The organism is Kineococcus glutinatus (assembly GCF_039542765.1).
GTDB classification, from domain to species: Bacteria; Actinomycetota; Actinomycetes; order Actinomycetales; family Kineococcaceae; genus Kineococcus_A; species Kineococcus_A glutinatus.
Genome location: NZ_BAABIL010000092.1, coordinates 1 through 12,485 on the forward strand (window position 1 = coordinate 1; position 12,485 = coordinate 12,485).

General features: G+C 74.2%; 9 protein-coding genes. 5 read left to right on the forward strand and 4 right to left on the reverse strand.

What is annotated here, in order from left to right:
• From ABEB16_RS04265 to ABEB16_RS04275, 3 genes are all read right to left on the reverse strand, one after another.
• Positions 1-1,537: lipopolysaccharide biosynthesis protein (locus ABEB16_RS04265; protein WP_345711027.1), on the reverse strand; the 1,537-nt coding region annotated here is incomplete at its 3' end.
• Positions 1,534-2,544 carry a glycosyltransferase family protein gene (locus ABEB16_RS04270; RefSeq protein ID WP_345711028.1) on the reverse strand — a complete coding sequence of 337 codons (1,011 nt, stop codon included), beginning with the start codon at positions 2,542-2,544 and terminating at the stop codon, positions 1,534-1,536. The genes ABEB16_RS04265 and ABEB16_RS04270, both read right to left, overlap by 4 nt.
• Before the next feature lie 95 nt (positions 2,545-2,639).
• On the reverse strand, positions 2,640-3,521 hold the full coding sequence (locus ABEB16_RS04275; RefSeq protein ID WP_345711029.1) for a hypothetical protein: 882 nt from the start codon (positions 3,519-3,521) through the stop codon (positions 2,640-2,642).
• 318 nt (positions 3,522-3,839) lie between these two features.
• Between ABEB16_RS04275 and ABEB16_RS04280 the strand changes: the two genes are divergently transcribed.
• The 5 genes from ABEB16_RS04280 (at position 3,840) to ABEB16_RS04300 (ending at position 10,909) form a co-directional block, all read left to right on the forward strand.
• Complete coding sequence (locus ABEB16_RS04280; RefSeq protein WP_345711030.1) at positions 3,840-5,243, forward strand: DUF1800 domain-containing protein; 1,404 nt, start codon at positions 3,840-3,842, stop codon at positions 5,241-5,243.
• Positions 5,244-5,248: 5 nt separating this feature from the next.
• Positions 5,249-6,538, forward strand: a complete 1,290-nt coding sequence (locus ABEB16_RS04285) for a DUF1501 domain-containing protein (RefSeq protein WP_345711031.1) — start codon at positions 5,249-5,251, stop codon at positions 6,536-6,538.
• A 116-nt stretch (positions 6,539-6,654) separates the two neighbouring features.
• Positions 6,655-7,587 carry an endonuclease/exonuclease/phosphatase family protein gene (locus ABEB16_RS04290; protein WP_345711032.1) on the forward strand — a complete coding sequence of 311 codons (933 nt, stop codon included), beginning with the start codon at positions 6,655-6,657 and terminating at the stop codon, positions 7,585-7,587.
• A gap of 94 nt (positions 7,588-7,681) precedes the next feature.
• Positions 7,682-8,641, forward strand: coding sequence for a glycosyltransferase family 2 protein (locus ABEB16_RS04295; protein ID WP_345711033.1), 960 nt, complete (start codon positions 7,682-7,684; stop codon positions 8,639-8,641).
• A gap of 111 nt (positions 8,642-8,752) precedes the next feature.
• Positions 8,753-10,909 carry a glycosyltransferase gene (locus ABEB16_RS04300; RefSeq protein ID WP_345711034.1) on the forward strand — a complete coding sequence of 719 codons (2,157 nt, stop codon included), beginning with the start codon at positions 8,753-8,755 and terminating at the stop codon, positions 10,907-10,909.
• A gap of 45 nt (positions 10,910-10,954) precedes the next feature.
• Here ABEB16_RS04300 and ABEB16_RS04305 read toward each other — a convergent pair whose 3' ends face one another.
• Positions 10,955-12,073, reverse strand: coding sequence for an acyltransferase family protein (locus tag ABEB16_RS04305; RefSeq protein WP_345711035.1), 1,119 nt, complete (start codon positions 12,071-12,073; stop codon positions 10,955-10,957).
• Between the last annotated feature and the right edge of the window lie 412 nt (positions 12,074-12,485).

The following is a 12,485-nucleotide window of genomic DNA, read 5'->3' on the forward strand; positions in this document are numbered from 1 at the left end:
CCCGTGCCGCCCACCGCCCCACCGGCCCGCAGCGCCGCCGCGGCGCGGAGCGGGGCTGCGGTATGGCGGCGGCACCGGTGCCCTTGCGCCGGCCGGCCCTGCCCCGCACCCGTGCCAGCGCGCGCGAGGCCTCCCGGCGGTAGCCGGGCACGAGGGCCACCGGCACCGCCGCCACCAGGCAGGTGACGAGCCCGCCCACCACCAGGTCCAGCAGCGGCGGCATCCCCAGCGCGTGGGTGGCACCCCAGGACGCGAGGGCGGCGACGACCGACAGCGCACCCACCCGCAGCCCGTTGCCCAGCATGCGCGCCGTGGGCACCCCACCGATCGTCCGCAACCACAACAGCGAGGCGGGCCAGCCCAGGGCCATGACCACGGCGCAGGCGACCGCGGCGCCGACCGGCCCCCAGGAGGCGCCGATGACGATGACGACCACGGACAACGGCTTGATCAACAACGCGTACCGCAGCTGCGAACCCGTGAGCCCACGAGCCTGGAACACCCAGCTCGCGGCGTAGGTGGCGGCCTGGAAGAAGCCGGCGACGAGCAACAGGCGGAAGAGGGGGACGGTGGCGCCCCACTGCGGGCCGAGCAGGACCCGCACGGCGGACGGCGCCTGCGCGAACAAGGTGGCGAAGATCAAGCCGACCACCGCCAGCAGGGCGAGCTGGCCCCGCAGGAGCAGGGCGGAGAACCGATCGGTGTCGTCCTGCAACCGCGCGAGCACCGGCAGCGCCACGCGCGTCGTCGGCGCCTGCACCTGGACCAGCGGCATCGTCACGAGCTGCTGGGCGCGGTTGTACATGCCGACCGCCGCCGGTGTGCTGGTGATGCCGAGCGCCAGGGGTGAGGCGTAGTTGACGGCGTTGTTGAGCAGGGTAGAACCGAGCAGCGCCGATCCGAAGCGCAGGAAGGGCCGCACGGAGGCATCGCGGTTCGGCCGGCCCGGAAGCCACCTGCTCCAGAGGACCGCCAGCCCCAGGGCCACGGACTGCGCGCTGATCCACTGCGCTGCCAGCGCCCAGTAACCGCCACCCAGCACCGCGATGCTCACCGCGACGACGACGCCGACCACCTGGCCGGTGAGCTCCGCACCGCTGAGGCGACCGAACTTCAGGTCGCGCGCGAGGCCGGCGCGGTACTGCGTGCAGAGACCGTTGAGGACGAAGATGCTCGACATCACCACCACCAGCAGCACGAGCCGGTCGTCGCCGTAGAAGTGGGCGAGGACCGGGCTCGTGGCGCACAGCAGGACGGCGAGCGCGACCCCGATGCCCGAGTTGACCCAGAAGAGGTTGTCGCGCTGCCCCGGCGTGAGCGTCTTGGCCTGGATGGCGGCGGCCGACAGCCCGAAGTCGCGGAAGAGCTCGCCCGCCGAGACCAGCACGCTGACGATGGCGACCAGACCGTAGTCGTGCGGGGCGAGCAGCCGCCCGAGCACGGCCAGGCCGGCGACCTGCACGACGAGCCGCAGACCCTGCGTGCCCAGGGTGACGACAGCACCCCGGCCAGCAGCGCGGTTGAGGTTCTGGCTCACCTGACCCACCACCTCCGCCGCTCGGCCAGAGCTTCTTCGTACGCCAGCCGGTGCTGTGCCGCCACGAGGCCGGGAGCGTGCTCGGTGAGGTCCGGCGGGTCCACCGGGGGTCGCGCGGTGCGCGCCAGGGCGTCGGCGAGCACGTGCTCGTCCAGCTCGCCGTCGTACTCGAGCACCCACCCGGGTCCCACGCGCTGGGAGATGGCGGAGTTGGTCGGTGAACGCGGCACCAGCACGGGCCTGTGGAGCGACAGGGCCGCCAGCAAGGTGCCGGAGTTGTGCATCATCCCCCGGTAGGGCAGCACCACGAGCTGAGCGGCCACGATCTCGGCGACCAGTTCGGCGTCGTCGACGTAGCGCAGCACCGCACTGATCCTGGGGTCCGCGGCGCAGGCCTCCTGCACGACGTCCGCCTGCCCGGGGTGGGGGTGCCCGACCACCCGCAGGCTGATGGACGGGTCCGCCGTGCGGCCGAAGGACGCCAACAGCACGTCCACCCCCTTGTAGGGACGGATGATGCCGAAGTAGAGGAGGCGACCGGACACCGGCGCGGCCACGACGCCGCGGTCGAGAACCTTGCCGTAGAGCTCGCGATAGTGACTGTGTGCGATGGTCACCTGTCGCCGCCCGAACTGCACCGGGCTGGCGGGAGTCAGCTTGATCACCATGTCGATCTGTCGGATGAACCGCTCGAGCGAGCGCTGCTCCGCAGGCGTGCCCTGCTCGTGGGGGGCGAGGTTGTGCGCCGTCCACACGAGAGGGATGCCCTGCACCGCGAGCCGCAGCAGCAGCAGGTCGAGCAGCCAGCGCCGCACGACGCGCAGCCAGGGGCGCTGCGAGTCGCGCACCAGGTGCTCCGGCCAGTGCGCGTGCAGGACGTCGTAGCGCCCGAGCAGGGCCCGCGACCAGCTGAAGAACTCCTGCCGGCACCCGGGCGGAGCGGTCGACTCCACGAGGTCCGCATAGGTGGACCCGTTCTTGCCGTTGCAGCGCAACGTGTGGAGCACGCGGAGTTCACGCTGCGGGAGGTAGGAGACGGATTCCAGGCGGCCCTTGCGGGCATGGGGTAGCACGACACCCTGGGGTGTCGCTCGCGCCTCCGTCATGCCCACCCGGAGAAGGTCGACATCATGTCGGTGTGCGACCAGTAGGGGATCGCATGTCCGCCGTCGTGGTAGCGCACCTGGACGTCCGCGGCGACCGGCCGGGCACGGTCCGCCAGCGCCAGGCCGTGCGAGGCCGGGGGAACGATGGTGTCGACCAGGGAGACGACCGTCTTGATCCGCTTGGCCTTCCACGCCGCCTGGGTGACCCGGGCGGGGTTGGTGGCCGCGATCAGGGCGGGGTCGTTGCCGTACGGCGCGCCGATGCGCGCGGGGTCGCGCGCGTAGAGCTCCTCGTTGTCGTAGGTCCCGTTGGCGAGGTAGATGCCGCGCATGTTGCGGACCATCCCCTTCGCGTAGGCGTACGTCATGAGCGAGCCACCGCCGGAGTTGCAGCGCCCGAAGGCCATCCCGACGCTGAACGCCGTGACGGCCCACGCCGACCAGACGCGGTGCAGGTCCAGCGCCCGCTGGGCCGTCCACAGCGAGCCGCCGAAGTTGGGGCAGATGCTCACCACGCCCTGGTCGACGCAGAGCATGCCCGGGTAGCCGTAGGGGCCGTCCATCGCGGTGTGGGTGCTGCCGTTGGAGTGGTAGTACCACACCATCGCGCCCGGCTTCTGGCCCTTCAGCGCGGCCGTCCAGGGCACGTACAGGCGCGCGGTGTCGCCGTCCTGCACGACGTCGATGACCTCGTAGGGCTTCCCGCCCAGCCGGCTCGTGCGGGTGGCGTCGCGCCAGACCTCGCCGGGGAGGGTGGGGATGGGCGACGTCGGGGTGTCCGCCCGGGCCCGGGTGGCGGTGGACACCGACACGGCACCGAGGGCACCGGCGGCCAGCACCGATCGACGGGTCCACTGCGCGCTCGCGCCAACGTTCATGGGTGTCACCTTGTCCGGTGGGCCTCTCGGAGGCTGCCTGCACTGCGGAGCACCGACGGTGGGTCCCCCTGACGGGCACAAGGTAGCCGAGGGTCTTGTCACCCGCAAGGATCAGCGCGGAGCCCCGGCGCTCCCGCCCGGCGGGCGGGCGCGCCCTCCCCGACGGCCACGACTTCGCAGCTCAAGGCCTCATCGGGTGCGCCCGATGACTGTGTGGAGACAGGCCCGATGACTGGACTGCACATGACATCACGCCTCGTGGTCGAACGCGGGCGTCGTGCGACGCGGAGACGCGACGGAACCCCGGAGGAGAGCACTGTGACCGATGCCGTCCTGCACCTGGTGCGGCGGGCCACGTGGGGACCCACCCCGGGCCTGCTCGAGGAGGTGGCCCAGAAGGGCGCCGGCCGGTGGCTCGAGGAGCAGCTCGCCCCCGCGACGATCCCCGACGCCGACTGCGACGCCTTCGTGCGCCGGTTCCCGAAGATCCGCCGCAGCACCGCCGAGGTGCGCGCGCAGGACTCCCACGGCAGCTACGGCACCATGCAGCAGCTCAGCTACGCGACCATGGGCCGCTACTGCTGGAGCAGGCGCCAGCTGTTCGAGGTGATGTGCGACTTCTGGTCCAACCACCTCAACGTGCCCTGCAACATCACCCCCGTCTGGGCCGACCGCCACGACTACGACACCACGGTGGTCCGCCGGCACGCCCTCGGCCGCTTCAGCGACATGCTGCTCGCCTCCTCGCGCCACCCGGCGATGCTGCGCTACCTCGACGGGGCCCTCTCGACGCGGACGGCGCCCAACCAGAACTACGGGCGCGAGCTGCTCGAGCTGCACACCCTCGGGGTCTTCGGCGGCTACGGCGAGGCCGACGTGCAGGAGGCCGCCCGGCTGATGACCGGGTGGCGCTTCTCGGGAGACGGCAGCGCCGTGTTCACGCCCAAGGAGCACGACGCCGGCGCGGTGCGCGTCGTGAACTGGTCGGCACCGGCCCACGACCCGGCCAGCGGTGCGCAGGTGCAGGCCTCGCTGCTGGCGCACCTGGCCCGCCACCCCTCCACGGCGCGCCACCTGGCCACCAAGCTCGGCCAGCGATTCGTGTCCGACACCCCGCCCGCGAGCCTGGTCGACCACCTCGCCAAGGTCTACCTCGACAACGACACGCAGATCGTGCCGGTGCTGCGCGCGCTGTTCGCCAGCAAGGAGTTCGCGGCCTCGGCGGGCGCCAAGACCCGACGCCCCCTCGAAGGGCTGGTCGCGGCGGTGCGCGCCCTCGGGGCGGGCCCGGCCACCTCCGGCTACGGCGGCGCCGACGTGCTGCTGTTCATGGTGCGCAACATGGGGCACGAGCCCCTGGCCTGGCCGGCGCCGAACGGCTACGCCGACGTCGCCTCGGCGTGGGTGTCGGCGGGCTCGACCATGCGCCGCTGGAACCACACCTGGGAGCTCGCGACCCGCCGCCGGCCGGAGAACCTGGCCTGGCGGGCCTCCGAGCCCCTCTTCGCCGCCCCGCCCCCCACGTGGGGCGAGTTCGTGGCCCGGCTCGTGCAGCGGCTGCTGTTCCGGCCGGCGACCGCCCGGGAGACCGCCGCGCTGCTGCGGCTGTGCGACAAGCAGCCGACCGCTCCCGTGGTCCCGGGTGACCCGTCGCTCGCCCCGACCCGCCTCGCCGACCTCTCGGCGATGGTGCTCAACTCCCCCGGCCACATGGAGAGGTGAACAGCATGACCGAGACCACCCGGACCACCGCCCGCGCCTGCGCGGAGGGTCGCGCCTACGCCGCGGCCGGGGCGTTCAGCCGCCGCACCATGCTCAAGGCCCTCGGCGGCACCGCCGTCACGCTGGCCGCCACCGAGTCGGTCCACACCCAGGTGGCCATGGCCGCGCCGGGGTACACCGGCGACGTGCTCGTCGTGCTGTCGCTGCGCGGCGGTTTCGACGGCCTGTCGGCCGTGGTGCCCGGCGGCGACCCGAACTACTACGCCCTGCGGCCGACGATCGGGATCCCCCGCTCCCGCCTGCTGCAGCTGGACAACTCCTTCGGTTTCCACCCCGCCCTGCGCCCGCTGCTGCCGCTGTGGCAGAACGGCTCCCTCGCGGTCGTGCACGGCGTCGGCTCCCCCGAGCCCACGCGCTCGCACTTCCACGCCATGGCGGAGATGGAGCGCGCCGCGCCCGGCACCTCCACGCGCACCGGGTGGCTGGACCGCACGATCGGCCTGCGCGGCACCACGAGCGACGACACGTTCGCCGCGGTGCAGATCGGCAGCTCCACGGCGCCGCAGTCGCTGGCCGGTCCCGCGCCGGAACTGGCGACCAACTCCCTCGACAGCTTCCGGCTGCTCGGGCCCACCGCCCAGAAGGAGCGCACCCGCTGGGCGGCCTGCCTGGACGAGCTGCACACGACGGGCCCGGAGACCATCGCCGTCCCCGGGCGCGCGGCGCTGGCCGCCGCGGCCCGCATCCCGGGCATCGCGCCGGCCTCCACCACGGCCGGCTACCCCGACAGCGACCTCGGGCGCTCCCTCGCCGACGTGGCGCGGCTCGTCAAGAGCGGCGTCGGCGTGCAGGTGGCGACGGTCGACGTCGGCGACTGGGACATGCACGACAACCTCGGCAAGGCCGGCGACGGCTGGATGGCCGAGAAGCTCACCGACCTGTCGAGCGCGATGGTAGCTTTCGCCCGGGATCTGGGCTCGAGGATGTCGGGCGTCACGATGGTCACGATGTCCGAGTTCGGGCGCCGCGCCAACGAGAACGGCTCCGGCGGGCTCGATCACGGCCACGGCAACGCCATGTTCGTGCTGGGGGGCGGGGTGAACGGCGGCAAGGTCTACGGGCGCTGGCCCGGCCTGGCGGAGACCCAGCTCGTCGACGGCGCCCTCGCCGGGACGACGGACTACCGCTCCGTGATCGGCGAGGTGCTCTCCCGCCGCTGCGGCGCGGGCAGCCTGAGCTCGATCTTCCCCGGGCTGGCGCCGGTCTCGGCGCTGGGGCTCGTCCGCAGCAGGTGATCCGGGCACGGCGCACGCGCGACCGCCCGGCGGGGACCGCGACGGTGTCCCCGCGGGTGGGCGCGTGCGCCGTGTACGGATCCGCGGCCAGCACGGCACTGGCGTGCGTCGCCGTCGTGGGTGACCGCACGGCCGTCACCTACGCGCTGGGCCTGACGGCCTTCTGGTGGCTGGTGCCCGGCGTGCCGCTGCTCCTGGTCGCCCTCCTGCGCCGGCGGCGCGTCGCGGCGGTGGTGCTGGTCGCCCCCGCGCTCACCGCCGCGTTGCTGTGCGTGCCGCGGCCCTGGCAGGGCGGGGTGGCCGACGGCGGGCCGGTGCTGCGCGTGGCCACGTGGAACATCACCGCGGGTGCACCCGCCCGGGGCGTGCTGCGGCTCGCCGACGACACCGCTCCCGACGTCCTCGTGCTGCAGGAGGTGTCGGCCCGGGCGCTGCGGGAACTGGCCCCCCTGGGGGTCGCCTACCCCCACCGGCACGTCTCGCAGCACGCGTGGGCGGCCCCGTGGGGTGTGCCGTCGGGCACCGCGGTGTTCTCCCGCCACCCCGTCACCGGCGTGCGCCCGGTCGAGGGCCTGCCTCCCGCCGCCCGCCCCACCGACGTGGTGACCCTGGACGTGCGGGGCCGCCGCGTCGACGTGCTGAGCGTGCACCTGGCGTCCCCGTGCCTCGGCTGCCGCTTCCACCCCTCCGACCCCGGTCCCGCCGGGGGTACGGGGCCCGCCGCACGCCTGCGCTCGCAGGAGGCGGCGCGGCTGGCCGACCTGGCGCGCGAGCTGCACCGCGGGGGTGCGGCGGTGGTCGTGGCCGGTGACATCAACGCCTCCGACCTCAACCGGCCCGGTTGGGCGTTCGCCCGCGCCGGCCTCGTGGACGCCTACCGCGCCGTCGCCTGGGGTCCCGGGCTCACCCGCGGCGCCCGGCCGGGCCTGGCGCGCATCGACGTCGTGGAGGTGGCGGGCCTGGAACCGGTCGGGGCCTGGGTCGGTGGCCGCGGCGAGAGCGACCACGCACCCGTCATCGCCGACCTGGCCCTGCCGGGCGCGGCGTGACCTGCGGCGCGGCCGGACCCGCGCCGCGCCCCGTCCCGGTCGCCGGGGACGACGGATCACGAACTGCCGCGTCGGAGCACTAGATTCACGTCGCGTGACCCAGGTGAGCATCGTCATGCCCGTCTTCAACGACGCGGAACACCTACCGTCGGCCATCGACCGGGTGCTCGGCCAGCGCGGTGTCGAGGTGCAGCTCGTGCTCGTCGACGACGGTTCGACCGACGGATCGCGCGGCATCGCCGAGGAGGCGGCGCGGCGCGACGAACGCGTCACCGCCCTGCTGCTGCCCGCGAACGGTGGTGTGGCGGCCGCCCGCCGGCGCGGCGTCGAGGCCGCCTCCGGGGACTGGATCTGGTTCGTCGACTCCGACGACCACTGGCCGGACGACGCGGCCGCGTGCCTGGTGGGTGCTGCCGCCGCGGCGAACGGCGCGGACGTCGTCGTCGCGGACGCGTTGCTGGTACCCACCTCGGGTGCACCGCGGACGATCCCCGCGCCGCGCCTGCCCGCGCACACGGGCCCCCAGGCCGTGGGTCTGCTCCTGCAAGGTGTGGTGACGGGCCACCTCTGGAACAAGCTGTTCCGGCGCTCGCTGCTCCTGGGCGTCGACTTCCCACCCGCGCGCGTCCAGTCCGACCTCGCGCTCGTCGCCAACGCGCTCGCGGCCGCCGGGACGGTCACCTTCTGCGGGCGGCAGGTCTACGAGTACAGGAAGCGCACCGGCTCGATCATCACCTCGCGCCACCGACGGGTCGAGTCGCTCGCCGTCGTGGAGCAGACGGTGGTCGACGCCGCGCTGAGGGCGGGTGTGGCACCGACGGGAGCGGAGCTGACGTATTTCCGCCTGCGCTACATCGCACTCTCCGGCATGAAGGACGCGCTGAGCGGCGCCTACGACGAGGCGGAGTCGCGAGCGCTGGTCGCTGCGGCACGCCGCCGCATCGGCGTGACCGGCCTGACGTTGCTGGCACGCCGCCGCGACAAGCGCATCGCCCTGGCCGCGTTGGCATACGCACCTCGCCGCGTGCAGCTGCACTTCGTCGGCCGTCGCTGACGGACCGGTGCCCGTCCTTCCCGGGGGTCGTCGACACCGGTAGGGTCGCCGCCACGGTCGAAGGCGCCCGCCACCCGCGCAATGCGACACATCGCTCAACCTGGAGGGTCCGTGGGGCAGGTCTTCACCGTGGGGCGTGGCCAGTACGAGAACATCGGTGACGCGATCCTGCGTCGGCAGCTGATCGACTGGGTCCGCGACGCAGGACAGCCACACGTCTACGTCGGTCGCTCGCCGGCCGGTTACGACGAGTCCCTGGGCCTGCAGCCCTCCGACCACGCGTACCGCAGCCTCGGTGCGTGGTACCGGGCGGCGCTGCTCGCCGCGCTGCGCGGGGACGCGGCCTACGTCTTCAAACCCGGCGAGATCCAGCTCAGCCTCGCGGGGATGAAGGAACACCTCGTCGTGGTCCCCCTCCTCGCCGTCCTGCGCGCCCGCGGTGGGCGCGCGGTCCGGGTGGGGGTCGGCGCCCGCTCGTTCGCACCGCTGCCGCGGGCCCTCATGTGGCCCTCGATCGCGCTGTCGGACGTCACGAAGTGGCGGGACGACGCCACGGCGGCGTACATGCGCGTCGGCGAGAGCATGCCCGACCTCGCCTTCGGCGAGGGCAGCGACGACGATGCGCTCGCCGAACCACGCACCCGCGACGCGCTGGTCGTCTCGCTGCGCGGCGACGGCGAGCGCCCCTACCCCTCGCCGGCGGCGATCGCGGGGTTGCGGGCCTACGCCGAGCGCCACGGCCTGCAGATCTGGGCGGTCACGCAGGTGTCCCTGGACGACGAGCGCTCGCGCCGGCTGGCGCAGGACCTCGGCGGTCAGGTCCTGGGGTGGCCCGGCGCCACCGGCCACCACGAGCACGAGGCGGCGCTGCGCGAGCTGTACCGCCGCACGTCGGTGGTCGTCTCCGACCGCCTCCACGTCGTCATCGGGGCCTACACCGAAGGTGCGGTCCCGGTCGCCGGTCTCGTGCGGCCCGCCCCCAAGCTCGAGCGGCACCTGTCGACCATCGGGGTGGACGACATCGTCCTCGACCTGGACTCCGCCGACGCCGACGCCGTCACCGAACGGCTCGAGGTGCTGGTGGCGCGCCGCGGTGAGGTGCTGGCCCGCCTCGCGGAGGCGCGGGTGCGCCTGGAGGCGGTGCGCAAGGAGGTCCTCGCGGTGCTGGGCTCCGCAGGAGCGCGGCGGCGCGGGGCGGGCGTCCCCGGCCCGGGGCCGGTGCGCCCGACCGTCTACCACCTGGGCCGTGCCGGCGAGGTGGCGGGAGGCATGACGCAGGTGCTCAACGGGTACCTCGCCGGGACCTTCGACCGGGTGGACGTCGACCTCGTCACCACGCGCGGCAACCCCGGCGACCTGGTGACCTCCGCGCGGCGCGCCGCCGGGGCCGCCACCAGGCTGCTGCGCCTGCCCCGCGGTCGCTCGGTGGTCGCGGCGCACCTGTCCGCCGGCGGGTCGTTCGTGCGGGAGGGCGCGCTCATGCGGCTGGCCCGCGCCCGCGGCCTGGCCACCGTGGCCCACCTGCACGGCAGCTCGTTCGTGGCCTTCGCCGAGCGCAGGCCCCGCCTCGTGCGGTGGGTGCTCGGGGCCGCCGACCACGTCGTCTCGCTGTCGTCGGCGACGTCCGCGGTCGCCGAGCGGTCGGTCCCGGCACCGCGCGTGCACCTCATCCCCAACGCCGTGCGGCTGGGGACCCCCGCGACCAAGGAGAACGTGGTCGTCTTCGGCGGTGCGGTGGGGCGCCGCAAGGGCGTCGACGTGCTGCTCCAGGCGTGGAGCCGGGTGGACGCACCGGGGTGGAAGCTGCTGATCGCCGGGCCCGTCCTCGAACCCGACGTGGTGCGCGAGACCCACGGGGCCACGCTGCTCGGCGCCCTCCCGCACGAGGAGCTGCTCGAGCTGCTCGAGCGCTCGCGGGTCGCGGTGCTGCCCTCGCGCGACGAGGCGATGCCGGTGTTCGTGCTGGAGGCGATGGCCCGGCGCAACGCCGTCGTGGCCACCGACGTGGGCGGGGTCGCGCCGGTGCTCGCCGGTGGGCGCGGTCTCGTCGTCCCGCCGGCCGACGTGGAAGCGCTGCGATCGGCGCTGCAGCGGGTGATCTCCGACGACGCCCTGCGCGAGGGCGTGGCGGAGGCCGCCTGGGCCGCGGCGCGGGACACCTACAGCACCGACGCGGTCCACCCGCAGCTGGAGCAGGTGTGGCTGGACGCCCTGGGCGCGGACTCCCCCGCCGTCCCGGACGCCCGGCCGCAGGTCCGGACCGCCTGAGGACCGCGGCACCGCTTCCCGGCCAGGACCCCGGCCCCGCCCTCCTCAGGAGGGCGGGGCCGGGGTCTTCGCGCTGCCCGGGACCGGCCCGGCGCCGTGCGGTGCCCTCCGGCTGCGCGGGACGTCCGCGCGGTGGCGCGGAGCGGGACGTCGGCGCAGCCGAGCGGGCAGCAGCGCCTCCGGCGGGGCGTACAGCCAGCGCCAGCGGCCGCTGAGGACGGAGAAGCGCACGGAGAGCCACAGGACGAGAAGGGCCACGACGGCCTGCACCCCCGCGTCCACCACCCTGGGCCACGCCGGCTCCAGGAGGCGGATCCCCGCACAGATCAGCACGATCGGGAAGAGGTGCACGAGGTAGACGCGGAACGACTGCTCCCCCAGGGTCGTCAGGACGTCCCGCACCCGGCCGGCCGGCAGGTGCGCCAGCGCCACCACCCCCGTGGCGACCGCGAGCACCTGCCCGACGAGCGCCACCGGCGGGACGCGGCGCAACCCCAGCAGCAGCGCGGCCGTCACGACCAGGACGCCGGCCGCGAGCAGCGCCACGTGCCACGGCCGGCTGCGGTCCACCGCGCGCTTGAGCGGTGCGGACAGCAGCGCGCCGGCGAGGAAGAACACGAACAGCGACCCGATGCGGGTCCAGCCGACGTTGCCGACGCTGACGATCCCGGAGGAGAACGCCGCCGAGACCACCGCGGCCACCGCCAGCTGGATCCCGGCGGGCACCCGGGCGACGAGCCAGCGCAGGACCATGAACAACGCCAGCGCGTAGAGGAACCAGTAGCTGCTGCTCGGCCACACCGGCAGCAGCAGGACGGTGCGCCAGTCGTCGGCGGGCAGGTCGCCGAGGCCGCCCTGCAGGCCGGGCACGAGCAGGTAGAACACCGTCCGCAGCAGCGACCAGAGGACGTAGACGTAGACCACCGGGTAGACGCGCCGCCACCAGAGCGAACCCAGCGACAGGTTCGGGTGGGAACCGGCCGCCAGACCCGCGACCAGGAAGAACGCGGGCATCGGGAAGAGCTCGAAGAGCGCCTTGACGCGCCCGAGGACGACGTCGACCCCGGCCGGGTCGAGGTAGAGGGTGACGTGGAAGGCCACCACGAGGGCGATGGCCAGACCCTTGACCGGAACGGCCCAGGACAGTCTGCGTGCGGTGCTCATGCGTCCTCCGCGTGGGGGGCGGCCCTGGGAGTGCGAGTGTAGGCCCGGCCGGAAGCGGGACACAGCGACGATGTGCAGATCGCATGGTGAACGGGGAAACTCCCGGTGGGTGGGCCACCGACGCGCCCGGTCCTGGTACAAAGGCGTCTGCACGCCCGCCCCACCCCCCGAACACCGCGTCGCCGCCGACGACCTCGCTGCGGCAGCACCGTCCGGGCAGCTGGCGACGAGGGCGAACCCGACGACGGAGCAAAGGATCCCGATGCAGGCACGCCCGAACCCAGGTCGCCTCCGCGCGGTGGCGTGCCTCGGTGCCGTGCTGCTCCTGGCGTCCTGCTCGTCGGAGCGCACGCCGGCCCAGCGCCTGCCCGCCGACACCGGGGACGTCGAGGTCGTCGAGGGCATCACCTAC

Coding starts and splice junctions, on each gene's coding strand:
- ABEB16_RS04275 (WP_345711029.1), bottom strand. CDS start 3,521: ATGAACGTTGGCGCGAGCGCGCAGTGGACCCGTCGATCGGTGCTGGCC.
- ABEB16_RS04285 (WP_345711031.1), top strand. CDS start 5,249: ATGACCGAGACCACCCGGACCACCGCCCGCGCCTGCGCGGAGGGTCGC.
- ABEB16_RS04305 (WP_345711035.1), bottom strand. CDS start 12,073: ATGAGCACCGCACGCAGACTGTCCTGGGCCGTTCCGGTCAAGGGTCTG.